Below are 21,588 nucleotides of genomic sequence, written 5' to 3' on the forward strand. Positions count from 1 at the left end.
CAGAAAACCCATGAAGAAGTTCATGATTGCCGCCGTCACGGGAGCCGCCGCAGGCTTCGTACTGACCGCGCAGTTCGCCGCCCCGATTGTTGCCCAGGAAGTCGAGCGCGATCGGCTGACCTATGAACAACTCGATCTGTTCGGTGACATCTTCGAGCGGATCCGCTCCACCTATGTCGAGGACGTGGACGAGAAGGAGCTGATCGAAAGCGCCATCAACGGCATGCTCAGCTCGCTCGATCCGCATTCCTCCTACCTGGCGCCCGACGATTTCAGCGACATGCGCGAGCAGACGCGGGGCGAGTTCGGCGGCCTCGGGATCGAGGTGACCCAGGAAGACGGCTTCATCAAGGTCGTGACCCCGATCGACGACACCCCCGCCGCACGCGCCGGGGTGGAGCCGGGCGACTTCATCACCCATGTGGACGACGAGCCGATCCTCGGGCTGACGCTGTCCGAGGCGGTGGACCTGATGCGCGGGCCGGTCGGCTCCGACCTGACCATCACCATCGTCCGCGAGGGCGAGGAAGAGCCCTTCGATCTGACCATCACCCGCGACATCATCACCGTCCGCGCCGTGCGCGCCCGGACCGAGGCGAACGTCGTCGTGCTGCGCGTCAGCTCTTTTACCGAGCAGACCTATCCCAACCTCGAATCCGGCCTGGCCGAGCAGGTCGAGGAACTGGGCGGCATGGACAACGTGGACGGCTTCGTGATCGATCTGCGCAACAATCCCGGCGGCCTGCTGAACCAGGCGGTCGCGGTGTCCGACGCCTTCCTAGAAGCGGGCGAGATCGTGTCCACCCGTGGCCGCGACCCGCAGGACAGTGACCGTTATAACGCCCAGCCGGGCGACCTGGCCGAGGGCAAGCCGGTGGTCGTACTGATCAACAACGGCTCCGCCTCGGCGTCCGAAATCGTCGCGGGCGCGTTGCAGGATCACCGCCGCGCCATCGTCGTCGGCACGCGCAGCTTCGGCAAGGGCTCGGTCCAGACGATCGTGCCGCTTCAGGGCAAGGGGGCGATGCGCCTGACGACGGCGCGCTACTACACGCCCTCCGGGCGGTCGATCCAGAATCTTGGCGTCGCGCCTGACATCATCGTAGAGCAGAAGCTGGCACCGGAAGAGGCAACCGAGACCGAGGCCGAACAGGAAACCCGCCGCCGCCGCAGCGAGGCGGACCTGCGCGGTTCCCTCTCAAACGACTCGCTGAGCCCGGATGAGCTGAAAACGCTCGAGGAAGAGGTAGAAGCCGCCGAAGCCAGCGCGAAGCGCCGGGTGGACGACTACCAGCTTGCCTATGCACTTGACGTGATCAAGGGCCTGTCGGTCCTTGAGGCGAAGGACTGATCCTTTCCGCCCCGGTAAACGCCGGGGCGGTCTGCTTTCCCCATGACCATGACATCGGACTTGCCCTATCGCCCCTGCGTTGGCGTTGTGTTGATCAACACCGACGGGCTGATCTTCGCCGCTGAACGCAACGACACCCCCGGAGCATGGCAGATGCCCCAGGGCGGGATAGATGACGGTGAATCCGCCGAAGATGCCGCCCTGCGCGAGCTGGAAGAGGAAACCTCGGTTCCCGCCAACGCCGTGCAATTGGTAGCCCAGACCCCCGACTGGGTGACCTATGACCTGCCGCCAGAGCTGCTGGGCAAGGTCTGGAACGGCAGGTTTCGCGGCCAGAAACAGCACTGGTTCCTGTTCGCGCTGACCGGGGACGAGGGACTGATCGACCTCGACACCGCCCATCCCGAGTTCAACCGCTGGCAGTGGATGAGCGCCGCCGACCTGCTGGAGGCGATCGTGCCTTTCAAGCGGGACGTCTATTCGCAGGTGCTCGGCAGTTTCGCGCCGCACCTGAAATAGGCGCGCGCGGGGGCTACTTTTCGTAGCCGAAAACCTCGAAATCGCGGGCCCAGCGGGTGCGGATCAACGCGCCCGCCTCACCCTCGCACAGCGCTTCCCATGGCGGTGCGCCGCTGGCGTTGCGCTGCTCCAAGTCCGGCAGGCCCGGCGCAAGCGCCTGCACCTCGGCCCAGCACTCCGGCTCTTCGATGCGGTGGATGTGCTCGGGCAGGAACCGTCCCCGGTGGGTCATGCCGATCCATTGCGAGCGGACGTGAACGTCCTCATGCTCGCCCATCTTGATCACCTCGCGCAGGAAGGGGACGAACTCCATGCCCTTTTCAAACGCGCCCTTGCGCCACAACCCGCTGCGCCCGCGTCCGATGATCTTCTGATTCCACAGCGACACGGCCCGTGCGTAGGGGTTTCGCGCCACAGCGATGCAGCGATACCCTGAGCGCGCGGCCCTTGCGGGGCTCCAGGTTTCAGCCATGCGGTGGGGGCGCGCCACCTCGGCGTGGCCCTCGGCCTTCAGAACAGCCGTCTTCACCGAGGAGTTACCGCATTTGCCGTTCAGCATGAACACCACGCGCCCCTCGTGGTAGGGCACGTTGATCCACTGGACGAGGTAGGGCCGGCCATGGGCGAAACGGATCGTCATTCGGGCAGTTCCGCCGCCTCGATCATGGGAAAGAAGGCCCCGTTCGAGCGCACGCCGAACCACTCCACCCCGTCCACGTCGCGGTGCTCTCCGATTTCCACCAGGCGGTAGAAGCTCTTGCGGTCGATCAGCGCTTCGAGGTTACGGCGCACCAGCACGTAGGGGCGCGGCGTGCCATCGGCGGCGCGTTCCACCCGGATCGGGAACTCCGGCCCGGCGGCGACGCGGTCGTCCACATGGGTCACGAAGGTGATCACCTGCTCAGCACCTTCGCCCGTCACCTCGAAATCGACGGCGACGAAGGGCGCGTCATCCACGGTGATTCCCACCTTTTCCACCGGGGTGACGAGGAAATAGTCGTCGCCTTCTCGCTTCAGGATCGACGAAAACAGCTTGACCAGCGGTTTGCGCCCGATCGGCGTGCCAAGGTAGAACCACGTCCCGTCCGCGGCGATCCGCATGTCGAGGTCGCCACAGAACGGCGGGTTCCACAGATGCACCGGCGGCGGCCCCTTTTTACCCGCCGCGCGGGCGGATGCGGCGATCCCTTCGGCCGAGGGGATCACATTCGTCTCAGGTCGCTCCGCCATTGTTGCCCTTTCCCTGTATCACGTTACTTTCCTATGCATGGCTTCAAGTATAGGCGCCAGACCCCGAGTTGCCACGCCCCGGACGCGATGCCGGAACCAGCCGAAAGGATTGAACGCGACATGAGCGACCAGAGCCAGCCCGCAGGGCCCGACATGATTGCCGAGATGGAAAGCGTTGCCGCCACGCTCGCGCGGGCGCGTGACATGGTGGGGCGCCGGGTGATCGGGCAGGAAAAGGTCGTGGAACTGACGATCAACGCGATCCTGTGCGGCGGCCATGCGTTGCTGGTCGGCGCGCCGGGACTGGCCAAGACGCGGCTGGTCGACTCGCTGGGCACGGTGCTGGGGCTGGATGCGAACCGGGTGCAGTTCACGCCGGACCTGATGCCCTCCGACATCCTCGGGGCGGAGGTGCTGGAGACCGGCCCGGACGGGTCGCGCACGTTCAAGTTCATCGAGGGGCCGGTGTTCTGCCAGCTTCTGATGGCGGATGAGATCAACCGCGCCAGCCCCCGGACACAATCCGCGCTGTTGCAGGCGATGCAGGAAAAGAAGGTGACGATCGCGGGCCAGGAACGCCCGCTGGATCGCCCGTTCCACGTGCTCGCCACCCAAAACCCGATCGAGCAGGAAGGCACCTATCCCCTGCCCGAGGCGCAGCTGGACCGTTTCCTGTTGCAGATCGACGTGGATTACCCGGATCGCGCGGCGGAGCGTGACATCCTGCTCGCCACCACGGGGACCGAGGATTTCCAGGCCGAGGCTGTCTTCGATGCCGCCGGGCTGATCGCCGCACAGCAGTTGATCCGCCGGATGCCGGTGGGTGAAAGCGTGGTCGAGGCGATCCTGACCCTCGTGCGCTCGGCCCGGCCTGGCACCGCGGAGGCCAGCCCGCTGGTGGCCGAGGATGTCGCCTGGGGCCCCGGCCCGCGTGCCGCGCAGGCGCTGATGCTGGCGGTGCGCGCCCGCGCGCTGATGGACGGGCGGCTGGCCCCCTCACCCGATGACGTGGCCGCGCTGGCGCATCCGATCCTTGTACACCGCATGGCGCTGAGCTTCGCGGCGCGCGCCGCCGGCAAGACCCTCGACGGGCTGATCGCCGGGCTGGTGGAAAGCGTCCTGAAGACGGACATCGCCGCGTGAGCCAGTCCCCCGCCGATAAGATCAGCGCCGCGGTCGGCCTAAGGGGCGATGCGGAAAAGGTCGGCGGCTCGCTTCCGCCCCTACTGGCCGAGGCGGAGCGTCTGGCGATGACCGTCGCCTTCGGGGTGCACGGCCGCCGCCGCGCGGGGATAGGCGAAAGTTTCTGGCAATACCGCCGCGCGATGCCCGGCGACGTGATGACGGCGGTGGACTGGCGCCGCTCAGGCCGGTCGGACACGCTTTATATCCGCGAAAAGGAATGGGAGGCGGCGCAGACCGTCTCCATCTGGGCGGATGACGCGCAGTCGATGGACTACCGGGGCGAGCGCGCGCCGCGCACCAAGCGCGAACGCGCGCAGCTTCTGGCGCTGGCGCTGGCGGTGCTGCTGGTCAAGGCGGGCGAGCGGGTGTCGCTGCTCGGCACCGACGCCGCGCAACCGCGTACCGGGGAAACCCAGCTGCGCCGCATCGCCATGGCCCTGGCGGACCAGCGCGACGGCCGCCCCGACTACGGCGCGCCGCCCCGCGCGCGGTTCGCCGCCAGCGGCAAGGCGGTGTTCCTGTCGGACTTCATGGGCACGCGGGAGGACGTTTTCCCCGCCCTCGCCCATGCGGCCGAGCGCAATGTCTCAGGGTGTTACATGCAGATCGTCGACGACACGGAGGAGACGTTCCCCTTCGACGGGCGCACCATCTTCCGCTCCATCGGCGGCAGCGTGGAGTTCGAGACGGACCGCGCCCGCGCCCTGCGCGACGCCTACCAGTCCCGGCTGGCCGAGCGGCGCGCCGCCCTGCGCGCCGCGACCCGCGCGACAGGGTGGCAGTTCACCGTGCACCACACCTCGGAAAGCCCGCGCAAGGCGCTGCTGTGGCTCTACATGGCGATCGGGGGGCAGGCCTGATGCTGTCCTTCGCCGGGATCTCGTTCCTCGTGCCCTGGCTGCTGGCCGGGCTGGTGCTGCTGCCGGTCCTGTGGTGGCTGCTGCGCGCGGTGCCCCCGGCCCCGGCCCGGCGGGCCTTTCCCGGCGTGCGCCTGCTTCTTGGCCTGCAAGACCCCGAGCGGATGCCCGAGCGCACGCCCTGGTGGCTGCTGGCGCTCAGGATCGGCGCGCTGGGTGCTGCGATCGTCGCCTTCGCGGAACCCGTGCTCAACCCCGAGGCCCGCAGCGACAGCAACCGCCCGCTGCTCGTCCTGTTCGACGGCGGCTGGGCCAGCGCCCCTGACTGGGCCGCGCGCACCGCGCGGGCCGAAGTGGCGCTGGAAAGCGCCGCGCGCGACGGGCGGCCCGCGGCGGTGATGTCCCTGAGCGCGCCGCTGCCGGGTGACGCGCGGCTCGCCTTTCGCGATGCGGCCGACTGGGTGACCCGCCTGCCCGGCATCGCGCCGCAGCCCTGGGCCCCGGACCGGGACGGCTTCGCCGATTGGCTCGACGGGGCCGAGGGGGCCGACAGTTTCGACACGCTCTGGCTAAGCGACGGGCTGGCCAGTGACGCCGACGCCGCCTTCATTGAAGCGCTCGGCGCGGCGGGCGACGTGACGGTGGTCCGCGCCCCGGCGGCAGCGCTCGCCCTTGGCGCGCCACGTTTTGCCGACGGGGCGATCCGCACAGACGTTCTGCGCAGCGTGACCGGCGCCGCCCCCTCTGTCGAGGTGAACGCCATCGGCCCCGACCCGCTGGGGATCGAGCGTATCCTCGGCTCCACCCGCGATGTCTTTGACATGGAGGATGGCGCGAGCAAAGAGGTGGCGCTGGACCTGCCGGTGGAACTGCGCAACCGCGTCTCGCGCCTGGTGATCGGCGATGGCCGCTCCGCCGGGGCGGTGGCGCTGTCTGACGACGGGCTGAAGCGGCGCAAGGTCGGCCTGCTTGCGGGTGGCGACGCGGGCGAGGCGCAGCGCCTGGTCGACCCGCTGCACTACCTGCGCAGCGCGCTGGAGACGAGCGCCGACCTGATCGAGGCGCCGCTGTCCGACCTGCTGGCCACCGCGCCCGACGTTATCATCCTGGCCGATGTCGGCACCATCGCCGCCACGGAAGCCGAGGCGCTGCTCGCCTGGGTCGAAAAGGGCGGCATGCTGGTGCGCTTCGCCGGACCACGCCTCGCCGCTTCGGGCGAGGGGCAGTTGGAGGAAGACCCCCTGCTGCCGGTACGCCTGCGCGCCGGCGGGCGCACCGTGGGCGGGGCCATGTCCTGGGGCGCGCCGAAAGCCCTGCGCGAATTTGCCGACACCAGCCCCTTCTTCGGCCTGACCCCGCCCGAGGAAGTCTCGGTAACGAGCCAGGTCATGGCCCAGCCGGACCCCAGCCTGCCCGAACGCGTGATGGCCGCGCTTGAGGATGGCACCCCGCTGGTCACCGGGCGCAGCCAGGGCGACGGGCGCGTCGTTCTGTTCCACGTCACCGCCAACGCGGAATGGTCCAGCCTGCCCCTGTCCGGCCTGTTCGTGGACATGCTCGAACGCCTGGCGGTCAGCGCCCGGGTCGCCCGCCCCGCCGCAGACGAGCTTGAGGGGCAGACCTGGTCCCCCGTCGCGGTGATGGACGGTTTCGGCACCCTTGGCGATCCCGGCCTGCTGTCGGGCGTCGACGGCGCGCGCCTGATCGAGGAACGCCCCTCGGCCGAGATGCCGCCGGGCATCTACGAGGCATCGGGCCGCCGCGTTGCCGTGAACCTGTTCCGCGAGGGCGACAGCATCGCGCCACTGGCCGACCTGCCCGCCGATTTCGTGCAGGAGGGGATGACCGTCGCCCCCGAAACCCCGTTCAAGCCCTGGCTTCTGACGGCGGCGCTGCTGCTCCTGGCGATCGATATCCTCGCCACGCTGTGGCTGTCCGGGCGGCTGCGGGGGCCCCGGCTGGCCAGCTCGGGAACGGCGGCGGCGCTGATCCTTGCGGCGGGACTGAGCGCGACGATGCCCGCCCCCGCCCGCGCGCAATCCGACCAGGATGATGCGCTGGCGCTATACGCGACGACCGAAACCGTGCTCGCCTATGTGGTGACCGGGGACGCGCGGGTGGACAGCGCCTCGGAAGCCGGGCTGAGCGGCCTCAGCCGCGTGTTGAACCGGCGCACCGCCATCGAGCCGGTGGAGCCCGTGGCCGTGAACCTGGAGACCGACGAACTGGCCTTCTTCCCCTTCCTCTACTGGCCCGTCAGCGAGGTACAGCAAATCCCCTCCGAGGCGGCCTATGCAAGGCTGAACCAGTACCTGCGCTCCGGCGGGATGATCCTGTTCGACACCCGCGACGCCAACCTCGGCGGGCGGCTCGGCGCGGGCACCGCGAACGGGCGCATGTTGCAACGGCTGGCGGCGAAGCTCGATATCCCGCCCCTGGAACCAGCGCCCGAGGATCACGTGCTGACGCGCACCTTCTACCTGTTGCAGGACTTTCCGGGCCGCTTTTCCACCGGTGACATCTGGGTCGAGGCCGCGCCAGAGGTCGAAACCATCGAAGGCATGCCCTTTCGCAACCTCAACGACGGGGTGACGCCGGTGGTGATCGGCGCGAACGACTGGGCCGCGGCCTGGGCGATGGACGCGCAGGGCAACCCGATGTTTCCCGTCGGGCGCGGCTCTGCCGGGGCGCAACAACGCGAAATGGCGTTCCGCTTCGGGGTGAACCTGATCATGCACGTGATGACCGGGAACTATAAGTCCGACCAGGTGCATGTGCCCGCGCTGCTGGAAAGATTGGGGAACTGATGGAAAGCACGATCTCTTTCGCGCCCCTTGTTCCGCTGCCGGTGCTGGCGGCGCTGGCAATCTTGAGCCTTCTGCTGATCGGCTTCGCGGTGTGGCGCGGGCTAGCGGGCTGGTGGCTGCGGGGCCTTGCCGCGCTGGTGCTGCTCGGCGCGCTGGCCGACCCGTCCTGGCGCGAGGAGGATCGCGCCTACCTGCCCGACATCGCCTTTGTCGTCACCGACGCGACGGCCAGCCAGGGGATCGACATCCGCCCCGACCAGATGGCGCGCCTGCAACCGGAGCTGGACGCGGAACTCTCGGCCTTGGCGGCGGCCAGCGCCACCGGCGGGGGCCTGGAGGTGCGCCGCATCGAGGTCACCGACGCCAACACCGCCGCCGGCCAGTCCCAGCCCGGCACCCGCCTGATGAGCGCCCTTGCGGAGGCGGCGGCGGAAGTCTCCGACGACCGGATCGCCGGGGCGATCCTGCTGACCGACGGGCAGATCCACGACCCGGAGGTGCTGGACAGCTTCCCCGCCCCCGTCCACGTCATCCTGACCGGGCGCACGGACGAGTGGGACCGCCGCCTTGTCGTGGAAACCGCGCCCGCCTTCGCCATCGTGGGCGAGCCGGTGGAACTGCGCCTGAAGGTGGAAACCATCGGCACCGCCCCGGCGGACCTGCCGAGGCAGACACCGGTGCTGATCTCCGTCAACGGGGAGGATCCACAAGTCTTCGACATCGCGACCGACGAAAGCCAGCGCCTGCCGCTTATGCTGGAGCGGGGCGGGCTGAACGTGCTGCAGATCACCGTGCCGTCGCGGGACGGCGAACTGACGGAGCGCAACAATGCCGCCATCGTCACCATCAACGGCATCCGCGACCGGCTGCGCGTTCTGCTCGTCTCGGGCGAGCCCTACGCGGGCGAGCGGACATGGCGCAACTTGCTGAAATCCGACGCCGCCGTGGACCTGGTGCATTTCACCATCCTGCGCCCGCCCGAGAAGCAGGACGGGGTGCCGGTGTTCGAGTTGTCCCTGATCGCCTTCCCGACTCGTGAGCTGTTCATGGACAAGGTGGACGAGTTCGACCTGATCATCTTCGACCGCTACCGGCGGCGGGGGGTGCTGCCCTCGCTCTATATCGAGAATATCGCGCGCTACGTGCGTGAGGGGGGCGCGGTGCTCGTCGCCTCGGGGCCCGCCTTCGCCGGGGCGGAAAGCCTGTCCCGCACGCCCCTGCGCGAGGTGCTGCCCGCCACCGCCACCGCCCGCGTGATCGAGGAAGGCTACGTGCCCCGCGTGTCCGAGATCGGCACGCGCCACCCGGTCACCAACGGCTTGCAAGCCTTCGCCCCGCGCCCGGCGGCCGAGGACGGCACGCCAGGCTGGGGGCGCTGGTTCCGGCTGATCGAGATGGACCAGATCTCCGGCAACGCGGTGATGGAGGGGCCGGAGGGCCGCCCGCTGCTGGTGCTGGACCGCCCCGGCCAGGGGCGGATAGCGATGCTCGCCTCGGACCACGCCTGGCTCTGGTCACGCGGGTATGAGGGGGGCGGGCCGCAGCAGGAACTGCTGCGCCGCCTGGCGCATTGGTTGATGCAGGAACCCGAACTGGAAGAGGAAGTGCTGGTCGCCACGCCCGACGGCGCCGAGGTCACCGTCACCCGCCGCACCCTGCGCGAAAGCGTCGGGGACGTGACCATCACCAGCCCCTCGGGGACCGTGCAGGTCCTGCCGCTGACCGAAACAGGGCCGGGCCAGTTCGAAGCCCGCTTCGCCGCCGCCGAGAACGGCATCTATCGCCTGAGCGACGGCGTGGCCGAGACGGTCACCGCCGTCGGCCCCGCCGCGCCGAAGGAGTTCGAGAACCCGGTCTCGGACGCCGCACCGCTGACGCCGATCGCGGAAGCGACGGACGGCGGCATCCTGCGGGTCGCCAGCATCGGCACACCGGACCTGCGCCGGGTGCGCGAGGGGCGCACCGCCTCAGGGCGCAACTGGCTGGGGCTGGTGCAGCGCAACGCCTATGACGTGCGCGACATCCGCCTGTCCCCCTTTGCGCCGGGCTGGGTGTTCCTGCTGATCGCGGGCGGCCTGGTCTTCGCCGCCTGGCGGATCGAGGGACGCTGAGGGAGGGCTCCCGCCCCGCCGGTCCCATCGCTGGCGCGATGGACCCGGCGCGTTGGGCCGCGCCCCTTCGGGGTGGAATTCTTGCCTCCGGCGGGGATATTTGGGGACCTTGGAGCGGTCAGTCGCGGATTTCGTCGTCCCGTACGCCCCAGAGGGCGGTTTTGGGAGCCCAGCCGCCGACGCCGCCGGAGGTGATCTCGCACCAGGCGGGGGCGCAGTCGCCGAGGCGCGCGATGGCCCCCGCCTCGGCCCGTGCGACGACGCGGTCCTGGGGGTCGGGGGAATCATGCAGGGTGGTGTCGGCCGTGATCTGCACGTAGCGCGCGCCCGACAGCAGCGAGTAGTGGACCCAGCCGCCCGCCCCCTCGATATCGCGGATGCGCCGCCAGTGGCCGTATTCGGCTGTGATCTCCACCGGCAGGTTGCGGTGCTGGAACACCCAGTCGATCCGGTGCGTCAGGCCCGGGCCGCGGCGCACGTTCGCCTCGCCCGTCTTGATCGAGACATAGCGGGGCAGCGGCAGGTTCGTGACCGGCCCGCGCTGTTCCTCGGCCATGGCGCCGGGTGGCAGCGCGGCGGTGACGGCTGCCAGCATCGATATGGCAATCAGGGCCTTGCGCATTTACCTGCCTCACTGGCGACCGGGGGTTTCTCGGATCGACCCCTCGTGTCATAACGAAAGAATATTACAACTATGCGGGCACAGGAAGGAACGGCTTCAGAATGACGGCTGCAAAATTGAAAGTGATTGTGACCCGAAAGCTACCCGAACCGGTAGAGACGCGGCTGCATGAGCTGTTCGACACGGAATTGAACGAGTCGGACACCCCCTTCAGCCGCGAGGCGCTGGCCGAGGCGATGAGCCGCGCCGACGTGCTGGTGCCGACGCTGACGGATCGCATCGACGCGGGCCTGCTGAGCCAGGCGGGCGAGCGGCTGAAGCTGGTGGCCAATTACGGCGCGGGGTTCGATCATATCGACGTGTCGACCGCGCTGAGCCGGGGCATCATGGTGACCAACACCCCCGGCGTGCTGGCCGAGGATACCGCCGACATGACCATGGCGCTGATCCTAGCCGTGCCGCGCCGCCTGAAGGAGGGCGCGGAGCTGATGCAGTCGGGCGACTGGGCCGGCTGGTCGCCCACCGCGCTGATGGGGCACCGGATCGGCGGCAAGCGGCTGGGCATCCTGGGCATGGGCCGGATCGGCCAGGCGGTGGCGCGGCGGGCCAAGGCTTTCGGGATGCAGATCCATTATCACAACCGCCGCCGCCTGCGTGAGGAGACGGAGGACGCGCTGGAGGCGACCTGGTGGGAAAGCCTCGACCAGATGCTGGCCCGGGTCGATGTGCTGAGCGTGAACGCGCCGCACACGCCCTCGACCTTTCATCTGCTGAACGCGCGGCGGCTGAAGCTGATGAAGCCCACCGCCTACGTGGTCAACACGTCGCGCGGCGAGGTGATCGATGAGAACGCCCTGACCCGGCAGTTGCGCTCCGGCGACCTGGCGGGCGCGGGGCTGGACGTATTCGAGCAGGGGCACCAGGTGAACCCCCGCCTGCGCGCGCTGCCGAACGTGCTGTTGTTGCCGCACATGGGTTCCGCCACGGTGGAGGGCCGGCTGGAGATGGGCGAGAAGGTCATCATCAACATCAAGACCTTCGCCGACGGCCATCGCCCGCCCGACCAGGTCGTGCCCTCGATGCTGTAGCGCGCCGCCCCCCGGCACCCCCGTCATATTCATGCCGCGATGCGGGATTAGGGCGGGGTATCCGGGCCGATGCCCGGATGTGTAACGGTGTAATCGGGGTATGTTGCGTGCGTGGACATCGGCGAGGCGGAAGCCATGCTTGACTGGCTGTGGAACTGGCCGCCGATGGCCGTGGTCCAGGGATGGGTGGACGCCACCCGCGCCTGGGTGGACCCGATCTGGCTGATCGCGGGGCTTTTGCTGGTGGCGCTGTTCACCATCGCCCGCCTGAACCGCGCCCCGACCGAGCGGGACGTGGGCACGCAGGGCGCGCATTACCTCGGTAACATCGATCCCAAGAAGCTGCCGGGCATGTTGAACCTGCCCCGGCGCAAGCGTCTGAAATCCCGCGCGGAAATGGAAAAGGCGATCCGCAAGGGGGCCGAGAGGCGACGGCTGGCGGAGGAGCGGGAGAAGCGCTGACGCCGCTCAGCCCTGCCCTGTGCCGCACACCGCGCAATCGGGCCGCCGGGCCAGGCGGATCTTGCGCGTCTCTCCCCAGAGGGCATCGAAGATCAGCATCTCGCCCCGCAGGGTGCGGCCCGCGCCGGTGATATGCTTGATCGCCTCGCCCGCCATCATCGCGCCGATCACGCCGGGCAAAGCGCCCATGACGCCTGCCTCGGCGCAGCTCGGGGCCTGCCCGGGGGCGGGCGGGTCGGGAAAGATACAGGCGTAGCAGGGGGTGCCGCGGGCCGGATCGAACAGCGAAAGCTGCCCCTCCCACTGGCTGATCGCGCCTGAGAGCAGGGGAATCGCCAGCGCCGTCGCGGCCTCGTTCACACGCTGGCGTGTCTCGAAACTGTCGGTCCCGTCGAGGATAAGGTCACATCCGCCGAGCAGGTCGGCGGCGTTGTCGCTGGTCAGGCGAAGCGCGTGCGTCTCCACCGTCACATGGGGGTTCACCGCCGCCAGCCCCGCCGCCGCGCTGTCCACCTTCAGCTGGCCGATACGGTCCGTCGTGTGCAGCACCTGGCGTTGCAGGTTGGACAGGCTGACCTCATCGTCGTCGACCAGGCGCAAGCGCCCCACCCCCGCCGCCGCGAGGTAGAGCAGCGCCGGGCTGCCCAGCCCGCCGGCCCCGACGACGGTGACGCTGGCGGCCTTCAGCTTCTGCTGGCCGGGGCCGCCCACCTCCCGAAGGATGATGTGGCGGGCGTAGCGCTCCAGTTCCTCGGGGGTGAAACTCATGCGAGATCCTTCGTGAGGGTGATGCGCGCGGGCCCGTCGGGATAGGCGACGCGGGCGTGTTCGCGGTAGCCGGCGGCGGCGGCCAGCGCCGGGGCCTGCCAGTCATGCAGGCTCAGCACGGCGCGGCGGGCGCCCCGGCGGGTGCCCTCGGCCTCCAACTCGGCCAGCAGACCGGCGGCAAGGGCGCTGTCGGCCTGCGGCGCGACATGCAGGCCGTCGATATCCAGCAGCCCCATGTTCAGCAGGCCCCGCACGGTGCCGGTGATCTGGCCGGAGGCATCGCGATGCGCGACCGAGAAGGTTTCGGGCGCCCAGGGCACCGCGCCCTTGTGCTGCGCGGCCAGCGCGCCGGCGGTGTCGGCGGCGAGCCGCGTGTCATCCTCGATCAGCACGAAACCGACCGGGGTATCGCGCTTTACCGGCATGGCCCCGCTGCGGGCGCGTAGGCGGCGCAGAACCGTGCGATAGCCCAGTACCGGCACCGCCAGGATCGCGGCGTAGACCATGAGCCGCAGCGCGCCGCCCACGCTTTGACGGAACGGCGCGGTTTCCGGCAGCGCGACCTGGGACAGCAGCGCGACCAGGACCATCACCATCGGAATCGCCCGGATCGCCCCTTTCGGCGCATCCAGAACCCGCGCAAAGCCCCATGCGAGCGCACCCAGCGCCAACAGGCCCAGAAGGCTGAAGTTGGCAAGCACCGCCATCGCCGCTCAGCGCCCGGTGGAGCCGAAACCGCCCGTGCCACGGCGCGACGGGGGCAGGTCCGCGACCTCGTCCCAGGCGGCGCGGATCACCGGGGCGAGGACCAGCTGCGCCACCCGTTCGCCGTGACTGATGGTGAACGGGCGGGCGGAGGTGTTGAGCAGCAGGATCGCCACCTCTCCGCGGTAGTCGGCGTCGATGGTGCCAGGGCCGTTCGCGACGATCACCCCCTCCTTCAGCGCCAGCCCGGAGCGTGCGCGCACCTGCATCTCGTACCCTTCAGGCAGCGCGATGCAGAACCCCGTGGGCACCGCAAGCCGGGCACCGGGGGCCAGCAACAGGCCATCGTCGCGGTTTTCCGGGGCAAGGTTGGCGCGCACGTCCATGCCGGCGGCGCCGGTGCTCTGGTAGGCGGGCAAGGGAACCGACACATCGGCGGTGGCGGTCCGGGTCAGGGCGACGGGTACGGCGCTCATCCCAGGGCCTCGGCGATGCGCGCCGCAAGCTTCGCGGCGGCCTGTTCCTTGGACATGCGCGGCCATTCCTCCGCCCCCTCGGCGGAGATCAGGGTGATCGCGTTCTCGGAGCCGCCCATGATCCCGGTTTCGGGGCGCACGTCGTTGGCGAGGATCCAGTCACAGCCCTTGCGCGCGCGCTTTTCGGTGGCGTGGCGGATCACGTCGTCGGTTTCCGCGGCGAAGCCGACCACCAGCTTCGGGCGCGCCGCGGCGTTGGAAACGGTTTTCAGGATGTCGGGGTTCTCGGCGAAGTTCAGCGGCGGCATCTCTCCGCTGCCGTCCTTCTTCATCTTCTTGTCCGACGCGCCGACGACGTGCCAGTCCGCCACCGCCGCCGCGCAGACCGCGGCGTCTGCGGGCAAGGCCTGGTCCACCGCGTCGGCCATCTGGCGGGCGGTTTCCACCTCGACCACATGGGCGCCGGCGGGGCGCGGCGCACTCGCGGGGCCGGTCACGAAGGTGACCTCGGCCCCCAGCGACAGCAGGGCCCGCGCGATCGCGCTGCCCTGCGCCCCTGAGGAACGGTTGGCGATATAGCGTACCGGGTCGATCGGCTCATGCGTCGGCCCCGAGGTGACGAGCACGTGCCGCCCCTTCAGCGGCCCGTCGCGCAGCGCGGCTTCGACGGCGGTGACGATCTCCAGCGGTTCGGACATGCGCCCGGAGCCGAATTCGCCACAGGCCATGCCGCCCTCGTTCGGGCCGACGCTGAGGATGCCGTCGCCGTTCAGCGTGGCAAGGTTGCGCTGCGTCGCCGGATGTTCCCACATGCGCACGTTCATCGCCGGGGCGATCAGCACCCGCTTGTCGGTGGCCATCAGCAGCGTGGAGGCCAGGTCGTTCGCCAGCCCCTGCGCCATCTTGGCCATCAGGTCGGCCGTTGCCGGGGCCACCACGACCAGGTCGGCGGCGCGGCTCAGCTCGATATGGCCCATCTCCGCCTCGTCGGTCAGGTCGAACAGGTCGGTGAACACCTTCTGCCCCGCCAGCGCGGACACGCTGAGGGGGGTGACGAATTCTGCCGCCGCGCGGGTCAGGACCGGTACGACCGTAGCGCCCCGGTCCTGCAGGCGGCGGATCAGCTCAAGCGACTTGTAGGCGGCGATACCGCCCCCGATGATGAGCAACACCTTGCGACCGGTGAGCATGGGAAACCCCCGAAAAACCTCGTTCCCTCAATGCATACGCCGCCCCCCGCATCGGGGCAAGCCGGGCCGGGACCACGCACATATGGAAACGGACCGGTCCCATGCGGTCATGGGGCCGATCCGTTTCTGCCGCAAAGCACGGCGGAGGGGGCTACCCGAAGGCGCCCCCCGGTCTGTCGTATCAGGCGATCGCCAGCAATTGCGCGGCGTTGCCTGTCACGGTTTCCAGGCGCTTGCGCATCTTCTTCAGCGCCTGTGCTTCAAGCTGGCGGATCCGCTCCTTGGAGAGGCCGAGCTCTGTCCCGAGACTTTCAAGCGTGCGTGGCTCATCCTTCAGCTTGCGCTCGATGATGATCATCCGCTCGCGCTCGTTCAGCGAGGTCATGGCGTCCTTCAGCCAGTCCCGCGCCTTCGCCAGGTCGCGATCGCGTTCCACCATGTGCTCGGCCTGCGGGGCGCTGTCCTCAAGGGTTTCGACCCATTCGCGACCCTCTTCGCCCGCCTGTTGCGCGTTCAGCGAAAAGTCCGAGCCGGCCAGCCGGGCGTCCATCATCTCCACGTCGCGCAGCGGCACGCCGACTTCGATGGCGATCTTCTCGCGCAGCTCCTGCCCGTCGATCTGCTCACCCGCGGCCCCGGCCTCACGCTCGAACTTGGCGCGGACACGGCGCAGGTTGAAGAACAACGCCTTCTGGGACGAGGTGGAGCCGGTGCGCACCATCGACCAGTTGCGCATCACGTAATCCTGGATCGAAGCCTTGATCCACCAGACCGCGTAGGTCGAGAAGCGCACACCCCTGTCGGGATCAAACTTCTCGGCCGCCTTCATCAGGCCAACCCCCGCTTCCTGCACCAGGTCGGGCATCGGCGCGCCGTAGCGGCGGTATTTCGACGCCATGGAGACCGCCAAACGCATGTAGGCGTTCACGAGCCGGTGGAGTGATTTCTCGCATCCTTCGTCGCGCCAGGCGCGGGCGAGCATGAGTTCTGTTTCCGCGTCGAGCATCTCTGCCGCCATGGCCTGGCGTGTGACGCTTCTGATCCCTGCAGTGTCGGTGTTCATCCTTAACTCCGGTTTGGTCTGTCGGATGCCTGTTTTTTTGTTGTTGCAAGGTTTACGTGGCCGGGGCCGGGGCGGATCACCGTTGAGCCATATGATTCAAAGGCCCAAGCGCCGAACAGACCGTTTCCATTTCAGGAACAAATGCGACGGATCGCGGAATTGCATTGGACGACAGGCGGTTGCGGCCCATAGACCCGGCTCAATACGCAGCGGGGAAAGAAGATGTCCTACGACCTGATTATCGCGGACCGGACGTATTCAAGCTGGTCCCTGCGCGGCTGGCTGGTGTTCGACGCGTTCGCCATCCGTCATCGCGGCCGTCGAATTGGTAACCGCTTCTTAACCAAGCTCTGGTGAACTGGGCGCCGAAAACAGGGGCGCCATGACCGCAAACATCACCACAGTCGCCTTTCAGGGCATGGAAGCGCGCCGGGTCGAGGTTCAGTGCTCGATCCACCCCGGCCTGCCGGGCTTTGCCATCGTCGGCCTGCCGGACAAGTCGGTGTCCGAGGCGCGCGAAAGGGTGCGGGCCGCGCTGACCGAGATGGGGCTTGCCCTGCCCTCGCGGCGGATCACGCTGAACCTCGCGCCTGCCGACCTGCCGAAAGAGGGGTCCCATTTCGACCTGCCGATCGCGCTGGCGGTGCTGGCGGCGATGGAAGTGCTGCCGCGCGAGACGCTGGGCGAATACTGGGCCATGGGCGAGCTGTCGCTCGACGGGCGGCTGATGCCGGTGCTCGGCGCGCTGCCCACGGCGCTTGCCGCGGGGGAGGATGGCTGCGGGCTGATCTGCCCCGCCGGGAACGGCGCGGAAGCCGCCTGGGTCGACTCGGTCGAGGTGATCGCCCCCGGCTCGTTGCTGGAGCTGGTCAATCACTTCAACGGCTCCTCCGTCATCGCCCCCGCCGCCGCCGGGGAGGTGGCCGAACCGACCGACGGCCAGCGCGACCTTGTCGATGTGCGCGGGCAGGAAAAGGCCCGCCGCGCGCTGGAAATCGCGGCCGCCGGGCGGCACCACCTGCTAATGGTCGGCCCGCCGGGGTCGGGCAAGTCCATGCTCGCAGCACGGCTGCCCGGCATTCTGCCGCCGCTGGACGCGGGCGAGGCCTTGGAAACCTCGATGATCCATTCGCTGGCGGGGCTGCTGGACGCGGGCGGTATCCGACGCGACAGGCCCTATCGGAACCCGCATCACACCGCCTCGGTCGCGGCGGTGGCCGGGGGCGGGCGCGGGGCGAAGCCGGGGGAAATCAGCCTGGCGCATCACGGGGTGCTGTTCCTTGACGAACTGCCGGAATTCCCCCGCCCGGTGCTGGAAACCCTGCGCCAACCGATCGAGACGGGCGAGGTCATCATCGCGCGGGCCAACGCCCATGTGCGCTATCCCTGCCGGTTCATGCTGATCGCCGCCGCGAACCCCTGCCGCTGCGGCTACCTGGCCGACCCCGCCCGCGCCTGCGCCCGCGCGCCCGCCTGCGGCGACGATTACCTCGGCCGGATTTCAGGCCCGCTGCTGGATCGCTTCGATTTGCGGGTGGAGGTGCCCCCCGTGCGCATCGCCGAGATCGCGGACGCCCAGCCGGGCGAGGCATCGGCCAGCGTCGCCGCGCGGGTTGCCGCCGCCCGGACCCGCCAGGCCGAGCGGTATGCAGAGCTGGCCGACGTGCGCGTCAACGCGGATGCGGAAGGCGATGTGCTCGGCAAACTGTCGAATCTGTCCGCCGAGGCGGAGGGGCTGCTCAGCCGCGCGGCGGATCGCTTCGGCTTCAGCGCGCGCGGCTATCACCGCACCCTGCGCGTCGCGCGCACCATCGCCGACCTGGCAGGGGCCGACACGGTGGACGCCGCCCATGTGGCAGAAGCCATCGCGTACCGGCTAACGGCGGAGGATCGCAAGCCGCAGGCCGTCATGGACGCGCCGGGGCCGCCGCAGCAGAAACCCGTCACCGCCTGACCCCGACACGCCCGGAGTCAGGTGGCCGGGGAAGAGGGCGCAGAAAGAAGGATCTGGCGCAGGAAGTCGTCACAGGCGTCAAGGGCGCGATCCGCCTCGGGGATCCAGCCAAGAAATAGCTGGAAGGCGTGCAAGCCCTCGGGCAGCACCTGCAGGGTGACACGCCCGCCCGTCCCCTCGATCCGGCGGGCCATGGCCTGCGAGTCGCTCAGAAGGATCTCGTCTTCGCAGACCTGGATCAGCACCGGCGGGCCGTTCGCGAAATCACCGAACACTGGCGAGGCTTCGGGGTCCTCCGCAAATCCGCCCTGAAGGTACATGTCCCGCACCATGGTGACCGCGTTGGCGGGAAGGATCGGATCGCTCTTGGCATTCGCCGCGATGGAGGGGCCGGACAAAGTCAGATCCACCCAGGGTGAGAACGCGAGCACCGCCGCGGGGAGCGGCAGACCCCGATGCAGGATCCGGTGCAGCAGGGCCAGCGCCAGTCCGCCGCCCGCGCTGTCCCCGGCCAGGATCACCGGGCCGACGCTCGCTGCCGCCACGGCCTCATAGCAGGCGGTCACCTCGTCCAGTGCGCGGGGAAAGGCCGCCTCGGGCGCGCGGGCATACTCGGGCAGCACGACATCGAAGCCGAAGGGCTGCGCCAGCCGCGCCGCCAGCCCCTGGTGGCTGCGGGCGCTGAACAGGATGAACGCCCCGCCATGCACGTAGAACACCGTGCCGCCGCCGCCCTTGAGCACGCGGCAGGCCACACCCCCAATCGTTTCACTGCGATAGGCCAGCGGCTTTCGCCCGCGCAGCAGCAGCCGCGCCATGGGTTCGGTGCGCAGCCGGTGCAGCCAGGGCCGCCTGGCCCGCGCCAGAACCGGCTTTTCCAGGTGTCGCGCCAGCCACCGCAGGCGGGTGAGGGCGCGGCTGCGGCTCATGCGCGGCGGGCCTCTATCGCCTCCCAGATCTTCGCGGTGGGGTTGGTGCCGTCGAAACGCTCCAACTCCTGAAGGCCGGTGGGCGAGGTGACGTTGATTTCCGTCAGGTAGCGCCCGATGACATCGATCCCGACGAAGATCTGGCCCTTTTCGCGCAAGAGCGGGCCGATGGCGGCGCAGATTTCCAGGTCACGCTCGCTGAGCTCCACCTTCTCGGCGCGCCCACCGACATGCATGTTGGAGCGGGTTTCCCCCGCCGCCGGAACCCGGTTGATCGCGCCAACGGGCTCTCCGTCCACAAGGATCACGCGCTTGTCGCCCGCGGCCACGTCGGGCAGGAACTTCTGCGCGATCAGCGGCTCACGGTTGATGCCGGTGAACAGCTCATGCAGCGAGTTGAAGTTGCGGTCGTTCGGGTCCAGGCGGAACACCCCCGCGCCGCCGTTGCCGTAAAGCGGCTTCAGGATGATGTCGCCATGGCGCGCTTTGAAGTCCTTCAGCGTGGCCAGGTCCCGCGCGATCATGGTCGGCGGCGTCAGGTCCGGGAACTGGAGCACCAGCAGCTTTTCGGGATAGTTGCGCACCCAGAACGGGTCGTTCACCACCAGCGTCGTGTCCGAGATCATCTGCAACAGGTGCGTCGTGGTGATGTAGCTCATGTCGAACGGCGGGTCCTGGCGCAGCCAGACCACGTCATATTCACCAAGGTCCACGGTGCGCGGCTCACCCAGCGTGAAGTGATTGCCCTGTTCCCGGCGCACGGTGACATCCGCGCCGCGCGCGGTCACCCGGCCATCGTCGAAGGCGATCATGTCCGGCGTGTAGTAGAACAGCGAATGGCCGCGCGCCTGCGCCTCCTCCATGATGCGGAACGTGCTGTCGGCGTTGATGTCGATGACGGCGATGGGGTCCATCTGGATAGCGACCTTGAGCGGCATGTGCAGGATCCTTGAGCGTGTCGTTGCTTTTGTGAATTGGACCAGCGCGGGGCGCTTTGCAAGCCGCGCCGATTACTGCCCGAAGGCGTTTTCCAGCCGCTCGGCACGGCCGGTGGCATCCAAGGTGACTACATCGAAGCGGCAGGGGGTCAAGCTGGAGCGCCCGTTTTCCGCCAGCCACAGTTCTGCCGCGGCAAAGATGCGGGCCTGCTGGCGCGCGCTGAGCGACTGCGCGGCAGCGGCATGGGTGGCGCGGGCCTTCACCTCGACGAAGATCACCGTGTCGCCCAGTTCGACGATCAGGTCGATTTCCCCCGAACGAGTCCGTGCCCGGCGGGCGAGTACCTCTGCCCCTTGCGCCGTGTAGAGGCGTTCGGCCGCTTCCTCGGCGGCCAGGCCGCTCTCGTAACGCAAGCGGCTCATCGGGCCTTCAGTTCCAGCGCGCGGGCATAGACCTGCTTGCGCGGCAGGCCCGTCGCCTCGGCCACGATGCTGGCGGCGTCCTTCAGCGAATTGTCCCGCAAGGCGGCCTCCAGCGCTTTATCCAGCGTCTCGGCAGAGGCTTCCGCCCCGAAGGGCGGGCCGACGACGATCACGATCTCGCCCTTGGGCGGGGCCTCGTCCGCGTAGGCGGCGGCGAGCGTTTCCAGCGGGCCGCGGCGCACTTCCTCGAACTTCTTGGTCAGCTCACGGCAGACGGCTGCGGGGCGGTCCCCCAGGGTTTTCGCCATGTCGGCAAGGCAGGCGGCCAGGCGGCGGGGCGATTCATAGAACACCAGCGTGCCGGGGATCTGCGCGAATTCGCCCAGCTGAGCGCGACGCGCGGCGGATTTCGGCGGCAGGAACCCGGCGAAGAAGAAGCGATCCGTCGGCAGGCCCGCCACCGACAGCGCCGCCAGCAGCGCCGACGCGCCGGGCGCGGCGAACACCGGCAGATCCGCCGCGATCGCCTCGGCCGCCAGCTTGTAGCCGGGGTCCGCGATCAGCGGCGTGCCCGCGTCCGAGACATAGGCGACGGACTTGCCGTCCTGCAGCGCGCGCAGCAGCCGGGGCCGTGCCTGCGCGCCGTTGTGGTCGTGGTAGGGCACCAGCTGGCGGCCCGTCAGCGCGACGCCGTGGATCTCCATCAGGCGGCGGGCGGTGCGGGTGTCTTCGGCGGCCAGCATGTCGGCATCCGCCAGCACGCGAAGGGCGCGCAGGGTGATGTCGTCGGCGGTGCCGATGGGCGTGGCGACCAGGTAAAGGCCGGGAGCGAGGGGCATGAGCGTCTTATTGTTCCGTTTACTTGGGCCACGGGCCTCAGTAGTGTGCGCCGAGTTTGCCTGCCGCCACA

Annotated in this window: 21 protein-coding genes and 1 pseudogene; 10 read left to right on the top strand and 12 right to left on the bottom strand. The window is 69.1% G+C overall.

The genetic code is table 11. The features are described 5' to 3' along the window. Positions 1-10 precede the first annotated feature (10 nt). Positions 11-1,351 carry a S41 family peptidase gene (locus tag DJ029_RS01040; protein ID WP_112320469.1) on the top strand — a complete coding sequence of 447 codons (1,341 nt, stop codon included), beginning with the start codon at positions 11-13 and terminating at the stop codon, positions 1,349-1,351. A 42-nt stretch (positions 1,352-1,393) separates the two neighbouring features. Further along, entirely contained in the window at positions 1,394-1,870 is a 477-nt protein-coding gene (locus tag DJ029_RS01045; RefSeq protein WP_112320470.1) for an RNA pyrophosphohydrolase, read from the top strand. Positions 1,871-1,883: 13 nt separating this feature from the next. Here the strand turns inward: DJ029_RS01045 and DJ029_RS01050 are convergent, their stop codons facing one another. Both DJ029_RS01050 and DJ029_RS01055 read right to left on the bottom strand, forming a co-directional pair. Further along, positions 1,884-2,510 carry a sulfotransferase family 2 domain-containing protein gene (locus DJ029_RS01050; RefSeq protein ID WP_112320471.1) on the bottom strand — a complete coding sequence of 209 codons (627 nt, stop codon included), beginning with the start codon at positions 2,508-2,510 and terminating at the stop codon, positions 1,884-1,886. Next, the gene (locus DJ029_RS01055) at positions 2,507-3,100 is read right to left on the bottom strand and encodes a DUF1285 domain-containing protein (protein ID WP_112320472.1); all 594 of its coding nucleotides are present in this window, start codon (positions 3,098-3,100) and stop codon (positions 2,507-2,509) included. Before DJ029_RS01055 ends, DJ029_RS01050 begins: the two co-directional genes overlap by 4 nt. Positions 3,101-3,220: 120 nt before the next feature. Here DJ029_RS01055 and DJ029_RS01060 point away from each other — a divergent pair, with 120 nt between their 5' ends. Genes DJ029_RS01060 through DJ029_RS01075 form a run of 4 tightly spaced genes read left to right on the top strand, consistent with a single transcriptional unit; the run spans position 3,221 to position 10,060 of the window. Then, the gene (locus DJ029_RS01060) at positions 3,221-4,243 is read left to right on the top strand and encodes an AAA family ATPase (RefSeq protein ID WP_112320473.1); all 1,023 of its coding nucleotides are present in this window, start codon (positions 3,221-3,223) and stop codon (positions 4,241-4,243) included. Continuing rightward, entirely contained in the window at positions 4,240-5,145 is a 906-nt protein-coding gene (locus tag DJ029_RS01065) for a DUF58 domain-containing protein (protein WP_232822927.1), read from the top strand. Before DJ029_RS01060 ends, DJ029_RS01065 begins: the two co-directional genes overlap by 4 nt. Next, complete coding sequence (locus tag DJ029_RS01070) at positions 5,145-7,949, top strand: DUF4159 domain-containing protein (RefSeq protein ID WP_112320474.1); 2,805 nt, start codon at positions 5,145-5,147, stop codon at positions 7,947-7,949. Before DJ029_RS01065 ends, DJ029_RS01070 begins: the two co-directional genes overlap by 1 nt. Then, positions 7,949-10,060 (top strand): hypothetical protein, encoded by a 2,112-nt coding sequence (locus DJ029_RS01075; RefSeq protein WP_112320475.1) that lies wholly within the window; start codon positions 7,949-7,951, stop codon positions 10,058-10,060. The genes DJ029_RS01070 and DJ029_RS01075 overlap by 1 nt, the downstream gene beginning before the upstream one ends. Positions 10,061-10,178: 118 nt before the next feature. Here the strand turns inward: DJ029_RS01075 and DJ029_RS01080 are convergent, their stop codons facing one another. Next, on the bottom strand, positions 10,179-10,682 hold the full coding sequence (locus tag DJ029_RS01080; protein ID WP_112320476.1) for an SH3 domain-containing protein: 504 nt from the start codon (positions 10,680-10,682) through the stop codon (positions 10,179-10,181). Between the two features lie 101 nt (positions 10,683-10,783). On the opposite strand from DJ029_RS01080, the gene DJ029_RS01085 reads away from it, so the two are divergent. Continuing rightward, positions 10,784-11,770 carry a 2-hydroxyacid dehydrogenase gene (locus tag DJ029_RS01085; protein WP_112320477.1) on the top strand — a complete coding sequence of 329 codons (987 nt, stop codon included), beginning with the start codon at positions 10,784-10,786 and terminating at the stop codon, positions 11,768-11,770. Positions 11,771-11,905: 135 nt separating this feature from the next. Then, positions 11,906-12,232, top strand: coding sequence for a hypothetical protein (locus tag DJ029_RS01090; protein WP_157966223.1), 327 nt, complete (start codon positions 11,906-11,908; stop codon positions 12,230-12,232). Between the two features lie 6 nt (positions 12,233-12,238). On the opposite strand, the pseudogene DJ029_RS01095 reads toward DJ029_RS01090, so the two are convergent. The 5 genes and pseudogenes from DJ029_RS01095 to DJ029_RS01115 all read right to left on the bottom strand — a co-directional run. Then, positions 12,239-13,051: pseudogene (locus DJ029_RS01095) on the bottom strand (HesA/MoeB/ThiF family protein); the annotation flags it as partial. Continuing rightward, the gene (locus tag DJ029_RS01100) at positions 12,997-13,707 is read right to left on the bottom strand and encodes a hypothetical protein (protein ID WP_112320480.1); all 711 of its coding nucleotides are present in this window, start codon (positions 13,705-13,707) and stop codon (positions 12,997-12,999) included. The gene DJ029_RS01100 and the pseudogene DJ029_RS01095, both read right to left, overlap by 55 nt. 6 nt (positions 13,708-13,713) lie before the next feature. Beyond that, positions 13,714-14,181: a dUTP diphosphatase gene (gene dut, locus DJ029_RS01105; RefSeq protein WP_112320481.1), complete on the bottom strand. Its 468-nt coding sequence runs from the start codon at positions 14,179-14,181 to the stop codon at positions 13,714-13,716. After that, positions 14,178-15,371 carry a bifunctional phosphopantothenoylcysteine decarboxylase/phosphopantothenate--cysteine ligase CoaBC gene (coaBC, locus tag DJ029_RS01110; protein WP_112320482.1) on the bottom strand — a complete coding sequence of 398 codons (1,194 nt, stop codon included), beginning with the start codon at positions 15,369-15,371 and terminating at the stop codon, positions 14,178-14,180. The genes dut and coaBC overlap by 4 nt, the downstream gene beginning before the upstream one ends. Before the next feature lie 181 nt (positions 15,372-15,552). Then, a complete protein-coding gene (locus DJ029_RS01115) occupies positions 15,553-16,434 on the bottom strand; it encodes an RNA polymerase factor sigma-32 (RefSeq protein ID WP_112320483.1) in 882 nt (293 codons plus the stop codon). Between the two features lie 222 nt (positions 16,435-16,656). Here DJ029_RS01115 and DJ029_RS22030 point away from each other — a divergent pair, with 222 nt between their 5' ends. Together DJ029_RS22030 and DJ029_RS01120 are read left to right on the top strand one after the other, a co-directional pair. Continuing rightward, positions 16,657-16,791 carry a thioredoxin domain-containing protein gene (locus DJ029_RS22030; RefSeq protein ID WP_308860675.1) on the top strand — a complete coding sequence of 45 codons (135 nt, stop codon included), beginning with the start codon at positions 16,657-16,659 and terminating at the stop codon, positions 16,789-16,791. A 25-nt stretch (positions 16,792-16,816) separates the two neighbouring features. Beyond that, complete coding sequence (locus DJ029_RS01120) at positions 16,817-18,388, top strand: YifB family Mg chelatase-like AAA ATPase (RefSeq protein WP_112320484.1); 1,572 nt, start codon at positions 16,817-16,819, stop codon at positions 18,386-18,388. A 17-nt stretch (positions 18,389-18,405) separates the two neighbouring features. On the opposite strand, the gene DJ029_RS01125 is transcribed toward DJ029_RS01120, so the two are convergent. The 4 genes from DJ029_RS01125 to rsmI form a co-directional block, all read right to left on the bottom strand. Continuing rightward, positions 18,406-19,317 carry an alpha/beta hydrolase fold domain-containing protein gene (locus DJ029_RS01125; protein WP_112320485.1) on the bottom strand — a complete coding sequence of 304 codons (912 nt, stop codon included), beginning with the start codon at positions 19,315-19,317 and terminating at the stop codon, positions 18,406-18,408. Then, positions 19,314-20,255, bottom strand: coding sequence for a glutathione synthase (gene gshB, locus DJ029_RS01130; RefSeq protein WP_198671021.1), 942 nt, complete (start codon positions 20,253-20,255; stop codon positions 19,314-19,316). The genes DJ029_RS01125 and gshB overlap by 4 nt, the downstream gene beginning before the upstream one ends. Positions 20,256-20,327: 72 nt before the next feature. After that, positions 20,328-20,678, bottom strand: coding sequence for a YraN family protein (locus tag DJ029_RS01135; protein WP_112320487.1), 351 nt, complete (start codon positions 20,676-20,678; stop codon positions 20,328-20,330). Beyond that, positions 20,675-21,517, bottom strand: coding sequence for a 16S rRNA (cytidine(1402)-2'-O)-methyltransferase (gene rsmI / locus DJ029_RS01140; RefSeq protein WP_198671022.1), 843 nt, complete (start codon positions 21,515-21,517; stop codon positions 20,675-20,677). The genes DJ029_RS01135 and rsmI overlap by 4 nt, the downstream gene beginning before the upstream one ends. Positions 21,518-21,588: the final 71 nt, after the last annotated feature.

It is taken from the genome of Oceanibium sediminis (assembly GCF_003265325.1).
Classification (GTDB): domain Bacteria; phylum Pseudomonadota; class Alphaproteobacteria; order Rhodobacterales; family Rhodobacteraceae; genus Halovulum; species Halovulum sediminis.

What these genes read in the sequence shown, in the direction of transcription:
- DJ029_RS01050 (WP_112320471.1), bottom strand. Translation starts at nt 2,510, where the DNA reads ATGACGATCCGTTTCGCCCATGGCCGGCCCTACCTCGTCCAGTGGATC.
- DJ029_RS01075 (WP_112320475.1), top strand. Translation starts at nt 7,949, where the DNA reads ATGGAAAGCACGATCTCTTTCGCGCCCCTTGTTCCGCTGCCGGTGCTG.
- DJ029_RS01090 (WP_157966223.1), top strand. Translation starts at nt 11,906, where the DNA reads ATGCTTGACTGGCTGTGGAACTGGCCGCCGATGGCCGTGGTCCAGGGA.
- DJ029_RS01040 (WP_112320469.1), top strand. Translation starts at nt 11, where the DNA reads ATGAAGAAGTTCATGATTGCCGCCGTCACGGGAGCCGCCGCAGGCTTC.
- DJ029_RS01120 (WP_112320484.1), top strand. Translation starts at nt 16,817, where the DNA reads ATGACCGCAAACATCACCACAGTCGCCTTTCAGGGCATGGAAGCGCGC.
- DJ029_RS01125 (WP_112320485.1), bottom strand. Translation starts at nt 19,317, where the DNA reads ATGAGCCGCAGCCGCGCCCTCACCCGCCTGCGGTGGCTGGCGCGACAC.
- DJ029_RS01055 (WP_112320472.1), bottom strand. Translation starts at nt 3,100, where the DNA reads ATGGCGGAGCGACCTGAGACGAATGTGATCCCCTCGGCCGAAGGGATC.
- DJ029_RS01080 (WP_112320476.1), bottom strand. Translation starts at nt 10,682, where the DNA reads ATGCGCAAGGCCCTGATTGCCATATCGATGCTGGCAGCCGTCACCGCC.
- DJ029_RS22030 (WP_308860675.1), top strand. Translation starts at nt 16,657, where the DNA reads ATGTCCTACGACCTGATTATCGCGGACCGGACGTATTCAAGCTGGTCC.
- DJ029_RS01060 (WP_112320473.1), top strand. Translation starts at nt 3,221, where the DNA reads ATGAGCGACCAGAGCCAGCCCGCAGGGCCCGACATGATTGCCGAGATG.
- DJ029_RS01085 (WP_112320477.1), top strand. Translation starts at nt 10,784, where the DNA reads ATGACGGCTGCAAAATTGAAAGTGATTGTGACCCGAAAGCTACCCGAA.
- DJ029_RS01100 (WP_112320480.1), bottom strand. Translation starts at nt 13,707, where the DNA reads ATGGCGGTGCTTGCCAACTTCAGCCTTCTGGGCCTGTTGGCGCTGGGT.
- coaBC (WP_112320482.1), bottom strand. Translation starts at nt 15,371, where the DNA reads ATGCTCACCGGTCGCAAGGTGTTGCTCATCATCGGGGGCGGTATCGCC.
- DJ029_RS01115 (WP_112320483.1), bottom strand. Translation starts at nt 16,434, where the DNA reads ATGAACACCGACACTGCAGGGATCAGAAGCGTCACACGCCAGGCCATG.
- DJ029_RS01045 (WP_112320470.1), top strand. Translation starts at nt 1,394, where the DNA reads ATGACCATGACATCGGACTTGCCCTATCGCCCCTGCGTTGGCGTTGTG.
- dut (WP_112320481.1), bottom strand. Translation starts at nt 14,181, where the DNA reads ATGAGCGCCGTACCCGTCGCCCTGACCCGGACCGCCACCGCCGATGTG.
- gshB (WP_198671021.1), bottom strand. Translation starts at nt 20,255, where the DNA reads ATGCCGCTCAAGGTCGCTATCCAGATGGACCCCATCGCCGTCATCGAC.
- DJ029_RS01070 (WP_112320474.1), top strand. Translation starts at nt 5,145, where the DNA reads ATGCTGTCCTTCGCCGGGATCTCGTTCCTCGTGCCCTGGCTGCTGGCC.
- rsmI (WP_198671022.1), bottom strand. Translation starts at nt 21,517, where the DNA reads ATGCCCCTCGCTCCCGGCCTTTACCTGGTCGCCACGCCCATCGGCACC.
- DJ029_RS01135 (WP_112320487.1), bottom strand. Translation starts at nt 20,678, where the DNA reads ATGAGCCGCTTGCGTTACGAGAGCGGCCTGGCCGCCGAGGAAGCGGCC.